The 22,967-nt window shown below is 44.7% G+C and carries 27 protein-coding genes and 1 tRNA gene; 18 read left to right on the forward strand and 10 right to left on the reverse strand.

The annotated features are described in order from the left end of the window. Positions 1 to 4: 4 nt before the first annotated feature. From lpxC to ACQY3M_RS04770, 4 genes are read left to right on the forward strand one after another with little or no spacing between them, the layout of a single operon-like run. Positions 5 to 832, forward strand: a complete 828-nt coding sequence (lpxC, locus tag ACQY3M_RS04755; protein ID WP_428066392.1) for a UDP-3-O-acyl-N-acetylglucosamine deacetylase — start codon at positions 5 to 7, stop codon at positions 830 to 832. Further along, the gene (gene fabZ, locus ACQY3M_RS04760) at positions 832 to 1,302 is read left to right on the forward strand and encodes a 3-hydroxyacyl-ACP dehydratase FabZ (RefSeq protein WP_428066394.1); all 471 of its coding nucleotides are present in this window, start codon (positions 832 to 834) and stop codon (positions 1,300 to 1,302) included. The genes lpxC and fabZ overlap by 1 nt, the downstream gene beginning before the upstream one ends. 5 nt (positions 1,303 to 1,307) lie before the next feature. Beyond that, positions 1,308 to 2,123, forward strand: coding sequence for an acyl-ACP--UDP-N-acetylglucosamine O-acyltransferase (gene lpxA, locus ACQY3M_RS04765; protein WP_428066395.1), 816 nt, complete (start codon positions 1,308 to 1,310; stop codon positions 2,121 to 2,123). Continuing rightward, positions 2,113 to 2,943: an LpxI family protein gene (locus ACQY3M_RS04770; protein ID WP_428066397.1), complete on the forward strand. Its 831-nt coding sequence runs from the start codon at positions 2,113 to 2,115 to the stop codon at positions 2,941 to 2,943. The genes lpxA and ACQY3M_RS04770 overlap by 11 nt, the downstream gene beginning before the upstream one ends. Before the next feature lie 46 nt (positions 2,944 to 2,989). On the opposite strand, the gene ybaK is transcribed toward ACQY3M_RS04770, so the two are convergent. After that, complete coding sequence (gene ybaK, locus ACQY3M_RS04775) at positions 2,990 to 3,466, reverse strand: Cys-tRNA(Pro) deacylase (RefSeq protein ID WP_428066398.1); 477 nt, start codon at positions 3,464 to 3,466, stop codon at positions 2,990 to 2,992. 98 nt (positions 3,467 to 3,564) lie between these two features. Here ybaK and ACQY3M_RS04780 point away from each other — a divergent pair, with 98 nt between their 5' ends. Continuing rightward, positions 3,565 to 3,957, forward strand: coding sequence for an RrF2 family transcriptional regulator (locus ACQY3M_RS04780; protein ID WP_428066400.1), 393 nt, complete (start codon positions 3,565 to 3,567; stop codon positions 3,955 to 3,957). Positions 3,958 to 3,978: 21 nt separating this feature from the next. Next, on the forward strand, positions 3,979 to 4,947 hold the full coding sequence (locus ACQY3M_RS04785; protein ID WP_428066401.1) for an L-lactate dehydrogenase: 969 nt from the start codon (positions 3,979 to 3,981) through the stop codon (positions 4,945 to 4,947). Positions 4,948 to 5,025: 78 nt separating this feature from the next. Here ACQY3M_RS04785 and ACQY3M_RS04790 read toward each other — a convergent pair whose 3' ends face one another. Further along, the gene (locus tag ACQY3M_RS04790; RefSeq protein ID WP_428066402.1) at positions 5,026 to 5,949 is read right to left on the reverse strand and encodes a DMT family transporter; all 924 of its coding nucleotides are present in this window, start codon (positions 5,947 to 5,949) and stop codon (positions 5,026 to 5,028) included. A gap of 82 nt (positions 5,950 to 6,031) precedes the next feature. On the opposite strand from ACQY3M_RS04790, the gene ACQY3M_RS04795 reads away from it, so the two are divergent. The 7 genes from ACQY3M_RS04795 to nth are packed head-to-tail and all read left to right on the forward strand — an operon-like array spanning position 6,032 to position 12,268. Beyond that, positions 6,032 to 6,841, forward strand: a complete 810-nt coding sequence (locus ACQY3M_RS04795; RefSeq protein WP_428066403.1) for a DUF4097 family beta strand repeat-containing protein — start codon at positions 6,032 to 6,034, stop codon at positions 6,839 to 6,841. A 58-nt stretch (positions 6,842 to 6,899) separates the two neighbouring features. Next, positions 6,900 to 7,937, forward strand: a complete 1,038-nt coding sequence (gene tdh, locus ACQY3M_RS04800) for an L-threonine 3-dehydrogenase (RefSeq protein WP_428066405.1) — start codon at positions 6,900 to 6,902, stop codon at positions 7,935 to 7,937. A gap of 25 nt (positions 7,938 to 7,962) precedes the next feature. Beyond that, complete coding sequence (locus ACQY3M_RS04805) at positions 7,963 to 9,138, forward strand: glycine C-acetyltransferase (protein WP_428066407.1); 1,176 nt, start codon at positions 7,963 to 7,965, stop codon at positions 9,136 to 9,138. Then, the gene (locus ACQY3M_RS04810) at positions 9,138 to 10,043 is read left to right on the forward strand and encodes a metal ABC transporter solute-binding protein, Zn/Mn family (RefSeq protein ID WP_428066408.1); all 906 of its coding nucleotides are present in this window, start codon (positions 9,138 to 9,140) and stop codon (positions 10,041 to 10,043) included. Before ACQY3M_RS04805 ends, ACQY3M_RS04810 begins: the two co-directional genes overlap by 1 nt. Positions 10,044 to 10,052: 9 nt before the next feature. Then, positions 10,053 to 10,838, forward strand: a complete 786-nt coding sequence (locus ACQY3M_RS04815) for a metal ABC transporter ATP-binding protein (protein ID WP_428066410.1) — start codon at positions 10,053 to 10,055, stop codon at positions 10,836 to 10,838. Then, entirely contained in the window at positions 10,825 to 11,643 is an 819-nt protein-coding gene (locus ACQY3M_RS04820) for a metal ABC transporter permease (RefSeq protein ID WP_428066412.1), read from the forward strand. The genes ACQY3M_RS04815 and ACQY3M_RS04820 overlap by 14 nt, the downstream gene beginning before the upstream one ends. Next, a complete protein-coding gene (nth, locus tag ACQY3M_RS04825; RefSeq protein WP_428066414.1) occupies positions 11,624 to 12,268 on the forward strand; it encodes an endonuclease III in 645 nt (214 codons plus the stop codon). The genes ACQY3M_RS04820 and nth overlap by 20 nt, the downstream gene beginning before the upstream one ends. A gap of 163 nt (positions 12,269 to 12,431) precedes the next feature. On the opposite strand, the gene ACQY3M_RS04830 is transcribed toward nth, so the two are convergent. From ACQY3M_RS04830 to ACQY3M_RS04845, 4 genes are read right to left on the reverse strand one after another with little or no spacing between them, the layout of a single operon-like run. Beyond that, positions 12,432 to 13,202 (reverse strand): prepilin peptidase, encoded by a 771-nt coding sequence (locus ACQY3M_RS04830; protein ID WP_428066416.1) that lies wholly within the window; start codon positions 13,200 to 13,202, stop codon positions 12,432 to 12,434. A gap of 11 nt (positions 13,203 to 13,213) precedes the next feature. Beyond that, on the reverse strand, positions 13,214 to 13,588 hold the full coding sequence (locus ACQY3M_RS04835) for a hypothetical protein (protein ID WP_428066417.1): 375 nt from the start codon (positions 13,586 to 13,588) through the stop codon (positions 13,214 to 13,216). Between the two features lies 1 nt (position 13,589). Next, complete coding sequence (locus ACQY3M_RS04840) at positions 13,590 to 14,822, reverse strand: M20 family metallo-hydrolase (protein WP_428066419.1); 1,233 nt, start codon at positions 14,820 to 14,822, stop codon at positions 13,590 to 13,592. Between the two features lie 11 nt (positions 14,823 to 14,833). After that, positions 14,834 to 15,565, reverse strand: a complete 732-nt coding sequence (locus ACQY3M_RS04845) for a Nif3-like dinuclear metal center hexameric protein (RefSeq protein WP_428066420.1) — start codon at positions 15,563 to 15,565, stop codon at positions 14,834 to 14,836. Between the two features lie 25 nt (positions 15,566 to 15,590). On the opposite strand from ACQY3M_RS04845, the gene ACQY3M_RS04850 reads away from it, so the two are divergent. Next, on the forward strand, positions 15,591 to 17,453 hold the full coding sequence (locus tag ACQY3M_RS04850; RefSeq protein ID WP_428066421.1) for an N-acetylmuramoyl-L-alanine amidase: 1,863 nt from the start codon (positions 15,591 to 15,593) through the stop codon (positions 17,451 to 17,453). A gap of 94 nt (positions 17,454 to 17,547) precedes the next feature. Then, positions 17,548 to 17,631, forward strand: a tRNA-Leu gene (locus ACQY3M_RS04855). Positions 17,632 to 17,913: 282 nt separating this feature from the next. On the opposite strand, the gene ACQY3M_RS04860 is transcribed toward ACQY3M_RS04855, so the two are convergent. The 3 genes from ACQY3M_RS04860 to ACQY3M_RS04870 all read right to left on the reverse strand — a co-directional run bounded on the left by ACQY3M_RS04860 (position 17,914) and on the right by ACQY3M_RS04870 (position 20,577). Further along, the gene (locus ACQY3M_RS04860; protein WP_428066422.1) at positions 17,914 to 18,813 is read right to left on the reverse strand and encodes a hypothetical protein; all 900 of its coding nucleotides are present in this window, start codon (positions 18,811 to 18,813) and stop codon (positions 17,914 to 17,916) included. 100 nt (positions 18,814 to 18,913) lie between these two features. Next, positions 18,914 to 19,288 carry an NINE protein gene (locus ACQY3M_RS04865; RefSeq protein ID WP_428066423.1) on the reverse strand — a complete coding sequence of 125 codons (375 nt, stop codon included), beginning with the start codon at positions 19,286 to 19,288 and terminating at the stop codon, positions 18,914 to 18,916. Between the two features lie 590 nt (positions 19,289 to 19,878). Continuing rightward, a complete protein-coding gene (locus ACQY3M_RS04870; protein WP_428066424.1) occupies positions 19,879 to 20,577 on the reverse strand; it encodes a LysE family translocator in 699 nt (232 codons plus the stop codon). A 5-nt stretch (positions 20,578 to 20,582) separates the two neighbouring features. Between ACQY3M_RS04870 and ACQY3M_RS04875 the strand changes: the two genes are divergently transcribed. Then, complete coding sequence (locus tag ACQY3M_RS04875; RefSeq protein ID WP_428066425.1) at positions 20,583 to 21,140, forward strand: flavodoxin family protein; 558 nt, start codon at positions 20,583 to 20,585, stop codon at positions 21,138 to 21,140. Here the strand turns inward: ACQY3M_RS04875 and ACQY3M_RS04880 are convergent. Beyond that, positions 21,137 to 21,832 (reverse strand): outer membrane beta-barrel protein, encoded by a 696-nt coding sequence (locus ACQY3M_RS04880; protein ID WP_428066426.1) that lies wholly within the window; start codon positions 21,830 to 21,832, stop codon positions 21,137 to 21,139. The genes ACQY3M_RS04875 and ACQY3M_RS04880 overlap by 4 nt on opposite strands. A gap of 75 nt (positions 21,833 to 21,907) precedes the next feature. Between ACQY3M_RS04880 and ACQY3M_RS04885 the strand changes: the two genes are divergently transcribed. Further along, positions 21,908 to 22,516 carry a SagB/ThcOx family dehydrogenase gene (locus ACQY3M_RS04885; RefSeq protein WP_428066427.1) on the forward strand — a complete coding sequence of 203 codons (609 nt, stop codon included), beginning with the start codon at positions 21,908 to 21,910 and terminating at the stop codon, positions 22,514 to 22,516. Continuing rightward, complete coding sequence (locus ACQY3M_RS04890; protein WP_428066428.1) at positions 22,513 to 22,884, forward strand: lipocalin family protein; 372 nt, start codon at positions 22,513 to 22,515, stop codon at positions 22,882 to 22,884. The genes ACQY3M_RS04885 and ACQY3M_RS04890 overlap by 4 nt, the downstream gene beginning before the upstream one ends. The last annotated feature ends 83 nt before the right edge of the window (positions 22,885 to 22,967 follow it).

Below are 22,967 nucleotides of genomic sequence, written 5' to 3' on the forward strand. Positions count from 1 at the left end.
AAAGATGAAAAGAAAAACCATAATCAAACCAATAACAATAAAAGGCATAGGCCTGCATACGGGCGAGCCGTGCTCGATGACCTTTAAGCCCTCCCAGGAAGGCGGAATAAAGTTTTTGAGGACGGACGTTAAAGACGCTGAACCTATCCTTGCCTTGGCAGAAAAAGTAAGTTCCACTATGCGCGGCACCAACTTAAGCAACGGCAAACAGCAAGTCCACACTGTGGAACACGTATTAAGCGCGGCTAATGGTCTGGGCATAACGGATATGACGGTGGAAATGGACGGGCCGGAACCGCCGATAATGGACGGATCTTCCCTGCCTTACGCGCAAGCTATTGCGGAAGCGGGCTTTAGGGAATTGGAGCAAGAGGCTTCTGTTCTTACGCTTAATAAAGATATAGAATATAAAGAAGGCGATATTTTATATATCGCCAAACCCGCGCAGAAACTGACGGTAACCTTCTTGTATTTGAGAAATCACCCGCTTGTAAACAGGCAGGAATACACTTTTGAATACAGCGAAGAAGGCTATCTTAAAGAGATAGCCCCGGCCAGGACATTCGGTTTTGAAGAGGAAATAGCCTTTCTGCAAGCCAACGGTTTGGCCAAAGGCGGGCGGATAGACAACTGTGTGGTGATAAAAAAGGACGGATTCTCCGTACCTTTAAGATTTAACGACGAAATGGTCCGCCATAAAATATTAGATTTGTTCGGCGATTTAAAATTGACGGGCAAAATATTGGGGCCGATGCATATTGTATGTCATTGCGGGGGCCATAAAACTAATGTAGAATTTGCTAAGATGTTATTAAAGCAGTGTGAGGAATAATGGCAGGGAAGTTAGAATTTGTATTAAAAAAGCCCGTAATACGGGTAATAAGCAAGAAAGAATCGGAGCAGTATTTGCCGCACCGCGATCCTTTTTTGCTTTTGGACGAAACTTACATTTTAGACGATGAGAAGTACATATCAGGATCCAGGAAGTTTACCGGCGAGGAGGATTTTTTTAAGGGGCATTTCCCCACTCATCCGGTAGTTCCGGGGGTATTGATACTTGAAATAATGTCGCAAATCGGCGCTACGGCGATAATGCAGAGCGAGCGTTTTAAAGGGAAGGTGGGTTTTCTTATGAGTATAGATTACGCCAAATTCCGCAGCCAGGTAGAGCCGGGCGACACGGTAAAAATCGCCATAGAAGTACTGAGGCTGGGCAAAGTGACTAAACTTTACGCCGAGGCCTACACCGACAAGGGCCTGTGTTCCGAAGCCCAGTTAAATTTTATTCTAGGAGAGAAATAAAGAATATGCAACCCGCTAAAATACATCCGACGGCAATCATAGACGCTGAGGCGAAGCTCGGCAATAATGTCGAGGTCGGCCCGTATACTATAATAGGAAAAAACGTTACCATAGGCGATAATACCAAAATCGGGCCTTTCTGCGTGATAGAAAACACCGTAATGGGCAAGAATAATGATATTATAGCCAGCGCATTCATCGGCGTAAAACCACAGGATCTTTCCTATAACGGGATAGACAGCATGGTAATAATGGGCGACGGCAACAAAATACGCGAATGCGTAACTATACACCGTTCCACCTCGCTTGACCACCCGACGAAAATCGGCAACAACTGCCTTTTAATGGCGAACTCGCACGTCGCGCACGACTGCACTTTGGGCAACAATATAATACTTGTCAACAGCGTGGGCATAGCTGGCCATGTACAGGTAGACGACGGGGCGATACTTTCCGGCATGGTGGCGGCCCATCAATTCGTAAGGGTGGGCAAATACGCGATGGTATCGGGTTTAAGCGGCCTTCCTTTGGATATGCCGCCTTTCTGCAGAGCTACGGGCGGCAGAGCCAAACTTGTAGGATTAAACACCGTAGGCTTGGTGAGAAACGGTTTCAGCAAAGAGGCGATACGCGCCATAAAGATGGCTTATAAGGAATTGTTCCTCTCCAACAGGACCTTAAAAGAATCTTTGGAATTGTTAAAGAAGTCAAATCCCACGCCCGAGGTTATGGAACTTATAACCTTCTGCGAGAATACGAAACGCGGCATAACGCCCGCCAGAATGAAATTTCATCACAGCGGCAGCCAGGATGACGAATAAAGAAAAACTCGGCATAATAGCGGGCGAAGGGAAATTTCCCATAAATATCGCAAAAGAAGCCAATCAAAAAGGCGTGGAGGTATACGTCATTTGCGCCAAAAACAACGCTTATGAGAAAGACTTTGCCCCCTATGCCAAAAAGACAACCACGATAAAACTAGGCCAAATGAACAGCGCCATAAAATTCTTTAAAGAAAACGCCGTAAGCAAAGCGGTGATGGCGGGCAGAGTCCAACACGTAAACATCTTCAGCGTAATGCCAGATCTGCGTACGGCCAAAGTATTGGCTAAAATAAAGGATATGTGCGCAGAGACCATATTGGGCGCGGCGGTGGCGGAATTTAAGAAAGAGGGGATAGAGTTTATATCCTCCTCTTCTTTTATGGAAAAATGTTTGGCGCAAAAAGGCGTTTTGACCAAGCGCGCCCCCTCTCAAGAGGAAAACGACAGTATAGAGCTGGGCTTAAAAATATCAAAAACAATGGCCGGGCTGGACGTCGGCCTTACCTGCGTTCTGTGCGACAGGGCCGTACTCGCTCTTGAGGCGATGGAAGGCACGGATAACTGCATTAAGCGCGCAGGCGAGATATACGCGTCCGCGCCGATAGGCAAAGGCGGAAGCATAGTGGTGGTGAAAGTCGCCCGTCCCAGGCAAGACGACCGCTACGACTTGCCCGTAATAGGCAAGGGTACGATAAGGGCTATGAAAGAGGCCAAAGCGCAAGTACTTGCCATAGAAGCTCAAAAGACGATAATTTTGGATATTGAAGAAGTTATCGCCTTAGCCGATAAATACAATATCTGCATAACCGCGATATAATTGCTGCTTTTTAAAGAAGAAAGCCTTTCTCTCAAGAGAAAGGCTTTTAGTTTTTCAAGGTAAGATCCGCCAAAGAAAAGGGTATCATTTTGGACAAATCGTCCAAGGATACTTCCACCTGAAAGCCGATTTTCCCCCCGCTGAATATAATAGTTTTGAAGCCGCCCGCGGAAGAATCAATAAAAGTTTTAAAAAATTTTTTCATTCCCACGGGCGAACAGCCGCCGTGTATATATCCCGTAAGAGGCAGAAGTTCCTTGGATTTCACCATTTCCACGGACTTTTCTCCGCAGGCTTTGGCGGCTTTTTTTAGGTCCAACTCCTCGGCGACGGGCACCACAAAAACGTAATGAGCCCTACTTTTACCGACGGTGACAAGAGTCTTGAACACTTGCGCCTCGTTCTGATTTAAGGCACGAGCGACTTCCAGCCCGCTTAAAGCCTCTTTGGCGTCGTAAGAATAGCTTTTATAATTTATTTTTGCCGCGTTTAGAACGCGCATAACATTAGTCTTATGTTCCATATATCCATTATATAATTTACGGAGAAGGCGATTGACAAATAAGTATTTTAGTATTACAATACTAATATAGAGGTTTTAACGGTTTTTAAGGAGGCCCAATGCTTAACATATCAGAGGCGTCCTCAATAGCTTTACACTCCATGATATATTTGGCCAATCGCGGGCAAAAAGCGCACTCCCTAAAAGAGATAAGCGAGGCTTTTAAAGTATCGCCCAACCATTTATCCAAGGTATTGCAAAGGCTGGTAAAGAGCGGGCTGTTAGTTTCCATAAAAGGGCCGAGCGGGGGCTTTCAAATAAAGAAAGGAAAAGAAAGGGCCACCCTGCTGGAAGTGTACGAAGCGGTAGAGGGCAAATATTTGAAGAAGGCCTGCCTTTTCGCCGCGCCAAAAAAATGCCGCACATGTGTGATGAAGCCCATGTTAAACGAAATTAACTCCGCCTTTGAAACTTTTATGAAAAAACACCGCTTAAACGATTTAAAATTATAAATAACGGGGGAAGAAACAAATATGAAAGAAGAATGTCCAAACTGCATAAATTTCGGCAAAGCCGCGGTTATAGGGTGCGGATTTGTAGGGTCGGCCTCGGCATTCAGCCTGATGCAAAGCGCAATGTTTAGGGAACTTGTTTTAATAGACGCCAACAAAGAGCGCGCGGAAGGTGAAGCCTTGGACATCAGCCACGGTATACCCTTTGCCAGACCGATGAAGATCTACGCCGGCGACTATGACGATATAGCCGATGCGGGCATAATAATAATAACGGCGGGCGCAAACCAACAACCGGGCGAAACGCGCCTTGACCTGGTAAAAAAGAATATTGCCATTTTCCAAAAAATAATCCCGGAAATCGCAAAACGGAACTTTAACGGCATATTATTGATAGTGGCAAATCCTGTGGATATTCTTACCTACGCCGCTATAAAATTAAGCGGTCTTCCGGAAAACAGGGTAATAGGCTCGGGCACCGTTCTTGACACCGCCCGCCTTAAATGCGAGATAGGCGATCACCTCAATGTAGACAGCAGGAGCGTACACGCCTACATAATCGGCGAACATGGCGACAGCGAAATAGCGGCCTGGAGCAGTGCAAATATCTCTGGCATACCTTTAAACGACTTCTGCGAGATGAGGGGCCACTTCGACCACAAGAGAGCGACGGAAAAGATCGCCGCCGATGTCAGGAACAGCGCCTATGAGATTATATCCAGAAAGAAAGCCACCAACTACGGTATAGCAATGTCGGTAAAAAGGATATGCGAGGCTTTGGTCCGCGACGAAAAATCCATCTTGCCCATATCGGCGATGATGCACGGCGAATACGGCATAAAGGACATAGTGCTGAGTATGCCCTCCATAGTCGGCAGGAACGGCTTCGAGACGCATGTCCCAATATCCTTAAATAAGGAAGAGGTGGAAAAGCTAAACAAATCGGCAGATATACTAAAAGGTATATTGAAAGAGAATAATCTGCTTTAGAAATTTCTCAATCTTTCCCATCAACAAAAACAAAAAAAGCGCTCTTAAAAAAGAGCGCTTTTTACATATCCCAATCGGTTAATGCTTATCGGCTTGGTCCTGTTTAAGCGATGTCTTATCAAACTGGATAAGAACCAAACTGACGATAATTATAATCATACCGATAACTTCGTATTTATCCGGTATGCGGCCGTTCATCAGGAAGTCGCTTCCCACTGCGATGAAAGGGACTAAATAAGTAGCCATACTGGCCCTTAATGCGCCCCATTCTTTAAGCAGTTTCATTAAGAGCAGCAAAGCCGCGGCCGAAGAACATAAAGCCACATAAAGAACCGATATTATAACCTTCGGCGAAAGGACCTGCTCAAGCGACGGGAGCTTCGGCCCAGCCAACAAAGAAACTATAAACAAGAACACCATACTGAACAGATATTGATGGAACACGCTCTGCTGCCAAGTTATTTTGTTTATCATAATGTATTTTATCAATACGTTTCCGCAGGCGTAACAGATTGCCATAAGCAGCAGAGAGATACTGCCGTAAAGCGCCATTTTGTCCATCGAGGCCGAGGTGTAGGCGACCAAAGCCGGCTGAAATACGAACATTAAACCTATAAAACCGACAACCACTCCAATAGCTTTGCGCCAAGTAAAAGCGTCTTGCCCTTTAAGGGTAAGCGCGGCGATAATAAAAACCCACAGCGGTACGGTACCGTTAAATATTCCGCCGGTGCCTGGCGGCAGGAACTGCTGGCCCCAATATAAGAAAATGAATGGTATACCCATAATCAGCATGCCGGCAAGCCAAGGACGCCAAGCCTCTTTCCTGGGCAGATAGAAAGATTGTTTAGTCAGCAGGAACCACCCCGCGAAGAAAACAAAACCTATAAAAGCCCTTAAAAAAGACGAAAAATACGGATCAAATACATCTACGGTGTATTTTACGCCCACATAAGCCGTCCCCCAGAAAAAGGCCAGCAAGAAAAAATAGAATACATTCATAAGTCACTCTCCTAAAATATTCGGCTTTTACAAATGATATTTAAATATATATACTTTCTGTATACGCCTATAAGGTAATTATATGATAAAAAAATTTCTATTCCTACTGTTGAGCCTTTTATCTGCGGCCAATTACGCTCAAGCGGCCCAAAGCGCAAGATTTTTTGAGACGGATTCTTATACCGATATTTTTATATCATCTCAAAAAGCAGATATAACGGTAACCCCTGCCCGCGGGCAAGACAGCGGCATAATTTGGAACCCGAAGCTCTGCGTTATGACTTTTCGCCGCCCCAGCAAGGACGTGGTGAAAATAGATATAGAGCCAAGAAAGCAAAATGCGTTTTTTCAAAAGATGCTTATGATTCCCCATTCCAGATGCTCCGTAGAATTGCGCGCCGGCGCGGGCAAGAATATATATGCTTCTTCACAAAGCGGGGATATAAGATTTTTTTATTTAAATTCCAAGCTTGCCCGCGCTTATAGCGGGCAGGGCGTAGTGGAAACTTTAAGCACAGGCGGGGATTTCGCCGCGGAAACCCTGACGGACAAAATAAACATAAGAGAATTTAACGGCGGCAATTTGTCGCTTAAAACTGCAAGCGGCAATATAACCGTTACTGGCAAAGCGAAGAATATTTCCCTCCTTAACACCAGCGGGGAAAGCAAACTTACCGGCTTTGCCGATACTTTGATGTTCTATTCCTCACAAGGAGGATTAAACGCCAAGTGGGAAAGCCTGCCGGAAAATGCGCTTAACATATCGGCGCATTCATTTTCGGGCAACATAAAATTATCGCTGCCAAAGGCAGACGAAAAGTATAAAGAAGCCAGCAAATTGGACTTAAAAACTTTTTACGGCAATATAGTGGTTGAAGAAAGACGGAATTAAAAAACAATGCGGCGTGCCTGCCCGCATTTAACAAGTTTGAAGCAAACAAGGAGATAATATGAAAGCCATATGCAAAACAAAACCGGCGCCCGGCGCGGAATATATCGACGCCGAAGTACCGCAAATTAAAAGCGACGAACTTCTTATAAAAATACACGCCGCTTCCATCTGCGGAAGCGACTTGCCTATATACGCTTACAGCTCCTGGTCGGCAAAGAGAATGCCGATCCCGTTCATTTTCGGGCACGAACTATGCGGAGAAGTGGTGGAAATAGGCGATAAAGCAAAAGGTTTTAACAAAGGCGATTTCGTATCGGTGGAATCGCATATTTTCTGCGGATTATGTTATCAATGCCGGAACGATCAGCGGCATGTATGTTCAAACTTGAAAATTTTAGGCATAGACGTGCAGGGCGGTTTTGCGGAATATGCCGCTATACCCGCGCGCTGCGCGTGGAAACACAGCGACGATTCCTGTAAAGACATCGGCTCCGTAATGGAACCTTTGGGCAATGCAGTATTCGCCACCCTTTCAGAAGACATAGTGGGCAAATCGGTGGTGGTTTCGGGCTGTGGACCGCAAGGGCTGTTCGCTACGCAGATAGCAAAAGCCTGCGGCGCGGCGAAAGTAATCTCTTTGGAGACTTCCGCCTTCAGACAAAAGCTGGCCGAGAAAATGGGCGCCGACGTCGTACTAAACCCTATGGACCCAGATATTCTTAAGAAAATTATCGATGCCGGCGGCGAAAAATCCGGCATAGACATCGTTATAGAGATGTCCGGCAATCCCGCGGCCATCAATTTGGCGTTGGAAGCCGTAAAACCCGCTGGCAGAATGGTGTGCTTCGGCCTGCCTAAAGACAATATTACAATAGACTACGCTAATAAGATCGTATTCAAAGCTGTGCGCCTGCAAGGCATAGCGGGCAGAGAGGTCTTCCGCAGCTGGTACAAAATGGAAAGCCTGTTAAAGAGCAAGGCCATCGATCCGCGCCCCGTAATCACGCACAGCTTTAAAATGAAAGACTTCGCCAAAGCGTTCGAAATAGCAATGGACCCCAAGAAAGAATGCGGCAAAATTCTGCTTATACCGTAATCGGAGGATACTGTAAATGGACAAAATGAAATTTTTAGAAGAAGAAATAGCCCTACTTAAAGCGGAAAACCGCTTTATCCAGCCAAATGTATTGCAAAGCGCGCAGGGGCCGATATCGCTAATAGACGGCAAGGAAGTGATAAATCTTACCTCAAACAACTATCTCTGCTTGACTACGCACCCCAAAGTAATCGCGGCCGCGGTGTCCGCTACGGAGAAATACGGCATAGGCACCGCCGCGGTACGCACGATTATCGGAACAACCTCCTTGCACGAGGAACTGGAAAAGCGCCTGGCGGAATTTAAAGGGACGGAAGATTCCATTGTAATACAATCCGGTTTTACTTCCAATACAGCCACCTGCCAAAGCTTGATGACCAGCCCCGACGACGTACTTATCTCCGACGAGCTTAACCACGCCTCCATAATAGACGGCGGCAGGCTGGCGAAAGCCAAAAAGAAAATTTACCGCCATAATGATATGGCGCATTTAAAGGAGATTTTGGAAACGCCCGAAGTCCGCTCCGCCAGGAGGAAACTGCTCGTTACCGACGGCGTATTCAGTATGGACGGCGACATCGCCAATCTGCCCGAGATAGTGGAACTATGTAATAAGCACGACGTTATTACAATGGTAGACGACGCGCACGCCAGCGGCGTAATCGGGCCGCAAGGACGCGGCACCGTCGCGCATTACGGGCTAAAAGGAAAGGTGGACATACAAATCGGCACGCTTTCCAAAGCGTTTGCCACAATAGGCGGATATGTGGCGGGCAGCCATAATTTAAAGCAGTATATGCAGTCGGTCGCGAGGCCGTTTTTATTCTCCAGCTCGCATCCGCCAGCCGTAGTGGCCACCTGTCTGGCGGGGCTTGACGTAATTTACAATGAGCCCGAGCGTCTGCAAAAACTTTGGGACAATACAAAATTCTTTAAAGAAGAACTCAAAAAGGCCGGATTTGACACCGGCGCGTCCCAAACGCCGATAACACCCGTAATGGTTGGCGATACGCAGAAAGCGCACGCCTTAAGCAAAATGCTTTTTGACGAAGGCGTATTCGCCTTGGCTATCGGGTTTCCTACGGTTGCCAAAGGAAAGGAGCGGCTTAGAACGATAGTAACCGCCGGCCATGAGTTTGACCAGCTGGAAAAAGCCGCCGCCGCTTTCAAGAAATGCGGCAAGGCCTTAGGGATAATTTAATGAAGGAAAACTTTAGGAAAATATTAAGCGTCGGGGCCATCGCGGCCCTGACGCTGATGTTTGCGGCGGGCTGCGCGAAAGAACCGCAAAGCCAACAAGGTACCGCCCAGGCCTCCTACACCATAAAAACGGCTGAGGCCGATTATGTCGCCTATTCTTTGGCTGAACAAGTGCTTAAGGATATAGCTGAAATTAAAATGATTATTCCCCCCGGCTCCCAGCCGCACGGTTTTGAGCCGCTCCCCAAAGACATAGCGGAAATAGAAAAAGCGCAGTTTTTGTTCTATATAAATGACAGGTTGGAGCCTTGGGCCAAGAAACTCGGCGGAGATAAAGCCTTCCCGCTGGAAAGGAACCTCCCGGAAGTCGACCCCGCCGACCCGCACGTATGGATGGATTTTGATAATATACAAGTTATGGCCGAGAATATGGCCTATCATATATCTTCGCAATATCCCGATACGGAAAAGCAACTGCTTAAGAACATTTTGAATTTCCATAACGAAGTCGATATGGTAAAAAGGATTTACGGGCAAATGCTTTCAAACTGTGAGCATAAAGACATATATCATATCGGGCATTTGGCTTTCGGCTATATAGCCAAGCGATACGGTTTGAACTTCAAGCCGCTTACGGGAGCGAAAGCCGACGCGGAACCTACCCCCAAAGATATGGCGGAAATGATAAAAAGCATTAAAGAAAACAAGGTCAAATACATCTTTACCGAGGAAACTTTAAACCCCGCCATTTCTCAGGCCATCGCGCGGGAAACGGGTGCGCAAGTACTCTATCTGCACACGATAGAACACGTGACTAAACAGGAATTTGAACAGAAGATGACTTACAGACAGCTTATGCTGAAGAATTTGGACAGCTTGGCAAAAGGGCTTAACTGTAAGGCGTGATAACGGGTTATGAATATAATAGAGGTTAAGGATTTGTCTTTCGCTTATAACGGGGAAGAAGTGCTTAAAAATATTTCTTTCGGAGTAAAGCGCGGCGATTTTACCGGCCTGCTCGGCCCCAACGGAAGCGGAAAAACGACTCTTATAAAACTTGTTTTGGGCTTGCTTAAAGCGGAAAATGGCAGCGTAAAACTGTTCGGGCAGGACATAAGCCGCTTTAAAGACTGGAGCAAAATAGGATACCTGGAGCAAAAAGCGACCCCGCCCAAACTTATGCCGCTTACCGCTTTTGACGTCGCGCGCCTCGGCCTGTTAAGCACAAAGAAAATGCCGCGCATATTCAACGCCGAAGATAACCGCCTTACCAACAAAATTATGGCGCAGACTAAATGCTTGGATTACAAAGACAAACTTTTCAGCGAGCTTTCCGGCGGACAGCAGCAGCGCGTACTTTTAGCCAGAACGCTGATCAATAAACCCTCGCTGATAATACTGGACGAGCCTTCTACCGCTTTGGACAGTTCCTCAAGAGAAAACCTCTTTGAAATGATTTCGGAAATAAACAAAGGTTCCGATACCGCCGTCTTGGTAATAACGCACGACATAGCAGACATAGGCAAATACGTAAACAATTTTATTATTTTGGATAAGGAGCTGATTTTTTGCGGAGATAAACGCGAGTTCTGCCGTTCCAAAAAGGTTACCGACTACTTCGGCCCTTATACGCCGCATCTTATGGATCATCTGCACAGCGAGGACAGCTGCCCGTTTAAGGAGAGCCATGAACATCATTGAGTTTTTATCTTACGCCTTTGTACAAAAGGCCTTAATCGCGGGCGCGCTGATAGCGGTAACTACCGCCGTACTTGGCGTATTTTTGGTGCTTAAAAGATTATCTTTGATAGGCGATAGTTTAAGCCATGTTGCCTTAAGCGGCATAGCCTTGGGCTTAATTACAAATACAAGCCCCGTCTTTATGGCAATACCGGTGGTAATGTTAAGCTCTTTGGGGATATATAAAATAAGCGCAAGCGCCAAAGTTCATTCCGACAGCGCTTTGGGCATAATAGCCGCCGCGGGCATATCGCTGGGGCTTATTCTGGCAGCTTTGGCGGGCGGATTTAACGTCGACTTGCTCTCCTTTCTGTTCGGAAGCATTTTGACGGTAAGCACTAGCGAACTTGTTTTGGCTTTCGTTTTGGCCGTAATAATATTATGCCTAGTCTATATCTTTTACAATGATTTAATCGTTATTACCTTTGACCAAAACTTCGCCAAGACCGCCGGCGTCAATACCGAAAGAATGAATATCATACTCGTTTTAATATCCGCGGCGGCGGTGGTAATAGCTTTGAAAGTTGTCGGCATAATGCTGGTATCGGCGATGATAATAATCCCGCCGACCGCGGCCCTGCAGCTGGCGAATACTTTTAAAAAGGCGCTGATTTTAGCAGCTTCGTTTTCGGTCCTAGGGGTTATTTTGGGGATATATTCCGCCTTTATGCTAAATATGCCAAGCGGCGCGATGATTATCGCCGTAGATATTATAATTCTAATGATTGCGGTAATGCTGAGGAAATATGCTTTTAAAAAAAGATGAACTGCCCATACTTATCAAAGATTTAAAAAAACTTTATCCCAAAACAAAAACGGCTTTAAATTACGGATCGGCCTTTCAGCTGTTGTGCGCGGTAATACTTTCCGCCCAATGCACCGACGCGAGAGTCAATATGGTAACGCCCAAACTGTTTGCAAAATACCCAGACGCCAAAACTATGAGCCACGCCTCTTTGCAAGAAATAGAAACGATAATAAAATCTACGGGTTTTTATCACGCCAAAGCCAAATCCCTTTCCGAAACATCAAAAGCCCTGTTTGAGCAATATCAAGGAGAAGTGCCCGCCGATATGCAAAAACTGCTCAAACTGCGCGGCGTCGCCAGGAAAACCGCCAATGTCGTTTTGCAGGATTTTTACGGCATAGCCGAAGGCGTTGTGGTGGATACCCACGTCAAAAGGCTTTCCTATCGAATAGGACTCAGCAAGAATAGCGAACCGCTCAAAATAGAACGCGACTTGATGAAACTGCTAGATAAAAAATATTGGCATTGGATAAGCCACGCCCTAATTTGGCACGGGCGCGGAATATGTCACGCGCGCGGCCCGAAATGCGAACAATGCCCTTTGGCGTCCTACTGCCCCAAAAACGGTGTTAAAACAAAATAGTTTCTTTCAAAAGTTTAATTTGCCGCCTTTACTGGCCCTTTCTTACAGAGATAAATTTTGCCCCGAATTGCTTGCCATAAAGAGAGCTCTTTGCCTTATATTCCCGCCAAAAAGAAAGGGGCCGCGCTTTAAGCGTGGCCCCTTTCAACAAAATCTACGGAGTTTAATACAGCGTAAAATTGGGTAACAGCATATTTACCATAAGCCCTACGCTCAGGAACGGCCCGAAAGGTATGGCATTATTTTCCGCCGGTTTCTTTAACAACATCAAAACACCAAAGTAAAGAACGCCCGCGAAAGAAGATACTATCAAAGCGTTTATAACGCCTATCCAGCCGCTTATCGCACCGATGGCGCCCATAAGTTTAATGTCGCCGCCGCCCATAGCCTCTTTCTTAAAAATCAACTGCCCGATAATCGCCGTAATCCACAAACCGAAGAAGCCCACCGCGCCGCCGATTAAGGAAGATATTACCCTATCCCAAACCCCGCCGCTAAAAGCGGGATTGGCAAACGCGCACGCCAAACCGAATACTATCAGCCCTATGGAAAACCTGTCTGGTATTATCATAAGTTTAATATCGATTACAGAAAGAACTATAAGACTGTAAAGTATTATAAGCGCGAAAGGCAGCCATAAAGTCAGCCCTATCTTCCACACAAATAACAGGGTAAGGCACGCGGTAAGGAATTCCACTATCGGGTATTCCAAGGAAATTTTCTCTTTGCAAGAGCGGCATTTCCCGCCCAAAACCAAATAGCTTAATATCGGGATATTGTCGTACCATTTTATTCTGCTTTTGCATTTGGGGCAAGAAGAAGGCGGCCATACTATCGACATTTTGGCCGGGATCCTGTACACGCAGACGTTTAGGAAACTCCCTATAACCAAACCGAAAATAAAAGAAACGCAGAGAATAAAAATATCGGGCATTAAGAAATCTCCTAAATATTCAAAAATACTTCGCAGTAATGTTCGGACTGTTCGTCATTGACGTAAACCCAGCCGCCGCTGCCGTCAAACGTTTGATTGTACGGCCCGTACTTCACGCTTGAGGAAGAATTTGAAAGAGTTTTGTACGCGGACGGTATTTTCTCTATATATTCCGGAACAAGCAAATCCAAATTCTCGGGGCAGCGATTTTCGTGCTCCCAGCGATATACGTTGACCGCGTCCTGCAGCCTTGTAATGCTCTCTTTGGAAGCCGCGGCCGCGGCTTCCGCCCGTATCACTTCTATCTTACGGGCGGAAAGCCAGCCGAAAACCGCTATTACTAGCACTATCAGTATTATTTCACTGGTAAAAATATTTTTCTTCATCTTATTTCAAATGCATAAGGACATAAGTGATTACTTTCACGTCGTCCAAAGTGAATTTGAGGCTTGATTTCTCGTTGGGGATATGCGGATCGCCGTATATCTTGGAGCCTACCACCGCGGCCAAATCCAAATTCCTCACCGCCGCGGCGAAGGTGCCGCCGCCTACGCCCAGAACTTTAGGCTCGACTTTATTTACTTCTTTTACAGCTTCGCAATAAAGTTTTACTATCGGGGCATCAGGCGAGGTGGCTTTGGATACCGCACTGTGAAGGATCTCCCAAGTTACTTTGACTTTAAAATCTTTCTCCACACCCTTTATTATAGAGGCGATTTCATCCTTGAAAACCTGCGGATCATAGGAGGGCAGAACTCTGCAATCCATATAAAATACGTCCGTACCGGGTATCGTATTTACGTTGGGGACATTGGCGTCTTTCTTCGTAGGTTCAAACGTGCTGTTGTCCGGCGCGAAGAGAGAATCGCGCTTATCAAACTTCGCGTAAAGCCCGTCTCTAAGCCTTATCAACAACTGGGAGCCGGCATAAAGAGCATTGTTGCCGCTGGCCGGCATTGAACCGTGACACTGTTTACCTTCCGTGGTAAATTTAATCCAAAAAACATTCTTTTCCGCTATTTCCACTTCACAGCCTTGCGGATCGCCGGAATCCTGCACAAGGAAGCTGTCATTCTTGCCAAACAAATCAGGGCGCTGCGCTATCACGTAGTCCATACCGTATTTATTGCCGGTTTCCTCATCGGATAAAAGCATAATGCCCAAATTTACCGGTATCTCGGCGCCGCTTTCCATTACCGCTTTGGCCGCCGTCAAAGCCGCGGAGACCGCTTGCTGGTTATCCTCTACGCCGCGGCCGTATATAGTATCGCCGTCGGCATCCAAAGTAAGTTTAAAAGGATCGGTTTTCCATAAGGCTCTGTCGCCTTCCGGAACCACGTCCATATGTGTAAGAAGCCACAAAGTTACATCTCTGTTTTTGCCGTAATATCTGGCTATGATGTTAGGCCTTACGCCGCCTTCGGCGGTGGCGTCGGGCGCGTCTATATGGAAAATTTCGTCAAATTTCATCTTTTTGAGTTCCGCCTCCAAATATTTGGATTTGGCCAACTCGCCTTTGCCGCCTTGCTCGGGCGATACCGCGGGAAGAGCTGTCATATTGGTCTGAAGCTCAAGAACATAATCTCTAAGTCCGTCGATAGTTTTAAATATTTTTTCCATACAGATTCTCCTTAAAAGGGATTTGGCACATCAATGAATTGCACTTCCACTTTATAATGTTTCTTTATATATTCCATCAGCGCTTTTATTCCGTATACCTCGGAATTATAATGGCCCATGGCTATAAAATTGATACACGCCTCTCGGCATTGCTCAAGGACGTATTCGTCGCGGCTGCCGGTAACGAATAAATCCGCCCCCGCTTCTATCGCTTGGCCCAGCATATCATGCGCGCCGCCGCTGACTACCGCAACCTTCTTAACCTTCTCGGGGCCGCATACCACGCATTCGCCGTTTAAAAGAGCGCAAAAATTTTCTATGTCGCGAGCGGGCTTTACCTCCCCCACAAAACCGATGTCTATGCCGTGATACGTACCGAACGGCTTGATGTTCTTAAGGCCCATCTTAGCCGCTAACTGGGCATTGTTGCCAAGTTTAGGATGTCTGTCCAGCGGCAAATGATATGAGGCCAAATTAATATCGTTCTTTATAAGAAAGGATACCCTTCTGCCGAATACGCCAGTAATAGTTTCGGCATTATTCCAGATAAGGCCGTGATGCGTCATAACCATATCGGCGCCAGCCTCTTTGGCGCACTTGAAAAGCTCCATAGTGGCCGATACGCCGAAAACTATCTTCTTTATCTCGCGTTTACCCTCCACCTGCAAGCCGTTATGCTCGGGCGTGAGAGCGACGTTAAGAAGTTTGTTTACGTCTTTTAGGATTGTGTCGCGCTGTATCATATTTTTATGTTATCATTTTATTAGTATGAAAAAAACGGCAATCTTCACTTTCCTTCTGTTTTTAGCCACGGCCGCATTGCCGCAGGATTATATCCCCACTGCCCCGAACCTGATGACGCGGGACAAAAATCCCCAAAAAATATTGCCCGTTACAGTGGAATACCCCCATCAAAATACCAGAATTGCCGAGGGCGCCAAAGGAATATTCCTGTTTGGGAAAGTACATGCCGGGGGCGGACTTCTCACCATAAACGGCGTGGACGTGCCTATATACCGCACCGGCACCTGGCTGACTTATCTCCCGGTAAATCCCGGCGATATGGATTTTATCATAGAGTTTACCGATTCCGAAAAAACCCATAAATATAAAAGAAGCGTATTTGTAAGAGGTTTTAACTATAAAGATTACCTTAAAAAACCGAGGTTCGACTCTTCAAGCCTGTTCCCGGCAAGCGACGTGGAACTTTCCGAAAGCGATATCCTCGATTTTACCGTAGCGGGAACACCAAATATGGTGGTAAAAATGAGCGCGGGCGATTACTTCCAGGACGAATTGTTGATAGCATCCCAACGTGAACCCGGAATATATAAAAAGACCGTGAACTTCAGCAATGTAAATCCGAGCGGCAAATCGACAAAAGTAACCTACTATATGTATGACGACAACGGCAAACTTAAGGCGAAAGCCTCCACCTTGGGGCGAATAAAAATACTGCCACGCGACCAATCCTCAAAAATAGCCAAAGTAATAAAAGAAGATTCCCGCCTTAGGCCTACGCCTCAGCCCAGCGGGCACATTCTGGATACAAAACTATACGGAAATGTTGAGGTTACCGGCAGAATAAACAATTTATACCGTGTAAAATTGGACGAAAATGCCATCGGCTGGATAGAAAGACGTTTCCTAACGCCAGACAACGACTTAAAAAGGCCGAGAAATATCGCCTGGGAAATATCCGCCGCGCCGGAAGAGGGTAAAACCGTCCTCACAATAAAGAATACGGAAAGAGTAAGTTTCAAGGTGGAAGAAAATCACGATTCTTTCGACGTTATTTTGTATTATACCCAAGCCCTTAATACCATAATGAGCGACTCCGAGGACGAATTGCTCGCCGGTTTGGATTATGAAATCCTCTCCGACGGCGCAAAGAAAATAAAAGCCCGCTACAAAGACGGCGCCCGCCTTTGGGGTTACACTTACAAGTATCAGGACAATAACTTGGTATTTGAACTTTACCACCAACCCAAATTCAATTTTACCGAAGAAAAACCCTTAAACGGACTTAAAATAGTTCTTGACCCGGGCCATTCCCCCAAAAGAACCATACCTTACGATGGGGCAGTCGGGCCAAGCGGCTTGTTGGAATATGAAGCCAATTACGATATAGCCCTCGCGGCAAAAAAACATTTGGAGGAATTGGGCGCAAAAGTGTTTTTATCCAAAACGGAAAAAGAAACTATGCCGCTATACAGACGAACGGAAAAACTAAAAGAAAACGAAGCGCATCTTTTCGTCAGCATACACAATAACGCCTTGCCAGATTATATAGATCCTTTCGCTCGGGAAAGGGGATCTTCTGTCTTTTATTATTATCCGCACAGCCTGCCCTTTGCCCAAGCGATGCAAAGCAGTTTTATAAAAAACGTCGGCCTGCCTACCGAGGGTATTTTGCAGGCGGATTTTTCCGTTACGAGGAGTTCCCCTCAAGTTCCGTCAATACTGATAGAAAACGTTTATATGATGATACCTTATCAAGAGGAACTGCTAAAACAGGATCGCTTTATAGACATTTTGGGGAAAACCATATCGGAAGGCGTGATAAACTTCGTCAATCCAACCTGGAATATTAAGAAAAGAAGTTCCGTAACAAGCGCTCCTATGGATTAAAACGTCGAGAAAAATAAAAATATTTTGGAAAACGCTTTAAATTTGCTAAAATTATAGTGTAGTATTAGAGAGATTACAATTTTAATCAATTTTCGCCGGGATGCTGGAATTGGTAGACAGGATGGTCTCAAAAACCATTGTCCGCAAGGACGTGAGGGTTCGAGTCCCTCTCTCGGTAAGATTTAAAAAAATTAGACCCTTTGGCCAATAATTCAAAGGGTTTTTTGTATATAAAATGAAGTTTTCCTCTTTTGTCTTCTTTGTACTTACACAGAATAATGAGTTTTTTAGAAAATCCGCTTAAAAAGTTTTGATTTTAACCATGTTAGGTGCTAATTCATTATTGTTAGTTGGGAGCAATTTATGCTTTGTAGCTTACAAAAAGAGGATACCTTCAAGTCAAAGATACTGTAAAAGTATCCCCCATATATAAAGAAAATATCAAAAAATTTTATGCCCTTTAGAGCACTCCTTCTAAATCCTCAGCTTTGTTTTTAGCATCCAGCAAGGCCTTTTCCTGATTTTTTTGTTCTTTATATTTTTCTTCTTCCCCCAACAAAGCAAGGTCTTTATATTTTATTTTTAAACTTTCCCAATCGGCTGCAGCATTATTTCTAATATCTTGAGTCAACCAGCCATTATCTAGAAAAGAGAGCGTAATTTCTTTGTTATTATATACCCATTTATAATAAACGATAGGAAATGTAAAAAATCCCATTGTACGAACCATATCGGGAACTTGTTGGGCAGCACCATACTTTAGTGTCATAGCATTAATTGTATTTTGCAAATCCTTCCATGCATCGCTGTGGCTCAGACGTTCTCTTCTTTCGTTAGGGGATACTTCCACCATATTCAATTTATTATTGAAAAACCAAAAAACAATTTTAGCTCCGTTGCGGTGATATACCAAATATTCAGGATCTTCTCCGATCAGTTCCCCCTCGAAATGACTTTTGATGTTCTCTTGTGACATACCAAAACGTGTATTTTGATATCCATTAAATCCTTGCGCTTTTTTGAGCTTTTCCAAACGAGGAATTACGCTATTTACTTTATGCAAAGTTTTTTGCTGAAGAGAAGAATCAACATTATGTATTTTTTCCAAAATGGCTTTATAACGCAATTCCAAGTCTTCAAAGGCGTATTCTTTCCTTATCCCTTCTGTCAGTTTGGCATATTCCCGCTCTATTTCTTCACAAACAGGGAGACTCTCTTTTAAGCTTTCAAGATTAGTTATATCCGATGCCTCAGCTAAATCAAATTTAATCAGCTCTTCACAAGAGAGTGGCTCAGATGTTTTAAGATTACAAGCTGATATCAAAATACATAAACCGACTATTATTAGCATATTTTTCATAATTCAATCTCCTAAAATTATCCTTTTTCTATGATAAGCCCCCCAAAAGTCTTCCTCCTTAACTTCTAGGTTCCATAAATGAAGAGTAACACAGTTGCCTTTATTTTGATGTTTTTTGCTTTTTTATACGATTAAATGTATAGTCGAATTTTTCTTGGTTCATGAACATTAAAAATAAGCCCTCAATAAAAGCAATCCCTGCCATAGATGCCAGGAAATAAGGTTGCCACCAACCAAACAATAAGAAAAACAGTATCCAAGCAATTCCATTTCCAATACGTCCCAAATAAAACTCATGTGCTCCAAAAAAGAAGAAAATTGCCAACAAACCAGCTTTATATTTACTTTTTCGTTCCATTACAGGTTTGAGCATTGTCTGTTCTTTAGCTTTCTTTATGCTATACCCACAGTTTGGACAGGCTTCTGCCATTTCTGAAAAGTCTTTTCCGCATTCCGGACATTTAATCAACGCCATATTATTTCTCCTTATTATTTTTGATTTATTTTTTCGGGCTCAAAGTATAACAAGAAGCAAAATCGGGCAAATAAAAACGGCTGTTATATTTGAGCCATTCAGACTAACCCAAATATAAACAGCCGTGGTTTCCTGCCCCGATGGGCAGGAAACACTCGGCACAGTACACCCAAGGGATCAGCTCAGGTATACTGTGCCTAAAAACGACTGTTTTTGGAGTCTGAATGTGCCATTGGTATTTCCAACAGCGCACCGTATTCTTCATACGGTTCCAAAAACAGATTCAAATTGTATATAAGCCACATTTAAGGCTTTTTGATTAAGAGAGAATCCTCGCAATAAATATATCTTATTATAAAAAATTTTCTGTGTTTTGACTATATTTATTTTAGAAGAATATTTTATTCTTTCATACAGAGGGATTTTTGTATAGTTATTAAAGGTTGTTTAGTCATTTTGGAATGCTTTCTAAGAGCTTGTATAACAGATGCCGCTTCAATAGAAGCTGTAATATATTTAGGGAGTAATGTATCTTCTATTTGGTAAAATTTAAAAGCCGCCTTTTGACAGGCGGCTTTTTATTTTAACCTTTAGGCCGATAAAATCCAAACGGCTATAAGCCAATATATTAAAGCGCTTATCCAGGCAAATGTTTTGCTTTTGGTGCGGCGCTCCAACCGTAAAACGCCGTTAATATAACCGCCGAATAAAGATACCGCGCCAAATACTGAAAGCGCGACAAGCGCAAAACATAAACCCAAAAATATTATATATACGCCGTAAGGCACGGAAATATCCGTTGGGACAAAAGCGGGCAAAAAGGAAAGGAAAAACAATATCACTTTGGGATTAAGGATATTCATTATAAGCCCCTGTTTATAAAGCGCAAAAGAGCCCCCGCCAAGGGGAGTTTTTATGTCGGGATTTGTATCTTTCTCGTTTTTATAGGCGCGCAGAACGCAAACTCCAAGCCAAAAAAGATATAACCCGCCGAATATCTTAACCAAAGTCATACATAGCGGGCTTGCTGCCATCAAAGCGGCCAAGCCCAAAGCCACCGCCGCCGTATGGACAAAGAGCCCCGAACACAGCCCCAGCGTAACGCTAAAAGCCGCTTTCGAGCCGCGCGTAATGCTCTGCGTCATAACGAAAAATATATCCGGCCCCGGCAAAAGCGAGAGCAAAAAAGAAGCAAAAATAAATTTTATCAGCATATCAAACACAAAAATTAAGAAAGATAAAAAAAGCGCAAGCCCCACAAATATTATACTATTTACGAGGAGGACCATTATTTATGAAAAACATTTTAGTACTTACCGGAAGTCCGCGCGAACTGGGTAACAGCGCGCTTTTGGCCAATGCCTTTATGGAAGGCGCCAAAGAAAACGGCCACCGCGTAAAAGTTTTTGAAACCGCCTTTCACCCCATAGCGCCCTGCAAAGCCTGCGACAAATGCTGGAGCGGCGGCAAACCCTGCGTATTTAAAGACGGCTTTACCGATTTGGCACCGTTGCTCGAACAGGCCGAAATACTCGTATTCGCCACGCCTCTGTATTGGTTTAGTATGAGCGCGCAAATAAAATCCGCGATAGACAAGCTCTACGCTTATATGAAGCCCGAAGCCAAAAACAAACTTAAAATTGAAGCCTGCGTTCTGCTCGCCTCGGCAGAAGGCTGCGAAAAAGACGGCGACTATGACGGCCTAAAAGCCACTTACAAAAGCATAATAGATTATTTAAATCTTAAAGATTTGGGTATGATTTTGGCGGGCCATATCGGGCAAAAAGGCGCGATATTGCAAAGCGAATATCTTAAAGCCGCCAAAGACTTGGGCCGAAGCATAAAAGGTTAAGAGCGGAATCCCACTTTCAGCAACAGCGAGGCGCTTTGCATAAGAGTCCCGCCGCTTTTAAAAATAAAATAGCGCGCTTCCAAACCGCCCAGAATATGATTGCTGAAATCATATTCAAAACCTAATCCGCCGTAAACGGACAAACCGTCGCCCGCCTTCTCGGATTTGTCAAAAGAGTAATAAAGGCCGGGCAGATGAGGCGGGGCGGAACCGGGCGCAGGCTCCACTTTATAAGTCGTAGTCTGCTTGCGGTATATATAACCCACCCCGAGCGGCAAGTAAAACCGCTTATCGGAAGCGGGATTAAAATTAAAACGGGAAACCAAATAGCCCGAACGTACGCTGTAAATATTTTCGTCTACGTTGACTATCGCCATTGTGCCGCCATATTCCGGCCCGTAAGGGACCGGAGAGCCAGCCATTTCCCCCCTGTCAAATATGCCTTCAAGCCCCAAATAAAATCTTGAGCTTAAAGCGTACATCATACGAACGGAACCGCCGTAAACCTGTTTTTTGCTGGCCGTATCGCCCGCGCCTTCCGTTATGTAGGAAGCGGAAAATCCGCCGTCGAGCAAAATATCGCCGCGCATTATAGGCCTTAGCGAGGATTCGTTCTCAAACAGCCCGACTTGCGCGAAACAAGCCGGAGCGAAAATTAAACAAAAAATAACTATTCCCAAATATTTACGCATAACTTTGCCGATACCGCTTATTATATTATAAATAATTTAATACAATAACTTTTAGGCCGAATAAAAGGAGAACTTATGAAAAAAATATTTTTGATACCTATTTTACTCTTTGCCGCGACGTTTGTTTGCGCGCAGGAAAGCAAGGACATTAAACTAAAAGCGCCGCAGAAAAATAAAGGCGCGAAAATTATGCAGGCTCTTTCCAATCGTAAGTCAACAAGAACTTTCGACGCTAAAGAACTGGATATTCAAACTATTTCCAATTTGCTTTGGGCCGCCAACGGCATCAATCGCCCTGACGGAAAAAGAACAGCGCCTTCCGCGATGAACCGCCAAGAAGTGGACGTTTATGTCTGCCTTAAAAGCGGGGCTTATTTCTTTAATCCCCAAGAAAATGAGCTAAAATTCATATCCGACGCCGATTGTCTTTTAAGAGACGCACCCTTAACGCTTTATTTGGTCGCCAGAGCGCAGGAAGGCAATACTTGGGCTTATATCGATACCGGCATAGTATCGCAAAACATATCATTGTTTGCGTCGGGATTCGGGCTTGCTACCGTGCCGCAGGGCTCTATGCCGAAAGAAAAGATTATAAAAGATTTAAAACTTACGGACAATCAACTCTTGATACTAAACCACCCTGTCGGCTATCCCGCGAAAGAAAATAAGGAGAAAAATAAATGAGCATAAAAACTCCGTATCTGATTTTAGCCGCGGCGTTCTTATGCGCCTGCGCTTCCGCGCCCGATATAAAGGGATCGTGGATAGACAACAGAAAGCCCGAACCGCCCCTAACCAAACAGGGAATATATTTCGGCGAGAACGGACAAGCGGCTTCAATCAACGCCGAAAACAGGGCGTATAAATTTTGGTCTCTTAAAGGCAAAGAGCTGACTTTGAAAGGCATTGACGCTTCCGACGGTGAAATTAAAGATTTTACGGAAGTATATAAAGTAAAAGAAGTTAAAAACGGGGCTATGACTCTTGAGAAAGACGGCAAACAAATCCGCTTTACCAAAGACAACTCCGCAAATTACAAGGAAAGCCTTTAAAGGACAATATTTATTGTTTCTTTTTGGGGTTATTTCAGGGTATTACAGACGCAAGCGGGCAATAACGCCAACGCAAACTCTGC

It is taken from the genome of Candidatus Proelusimicrobium volucris (assembly GCF_959605025.1).
Lineage (GTDB): Bacteria > Elusimicrobiota > Elusimicrobia > Elusimicrobiales > Elusimicrobiaceae > Proelusimicrobium > Proelusimicrobium volucris.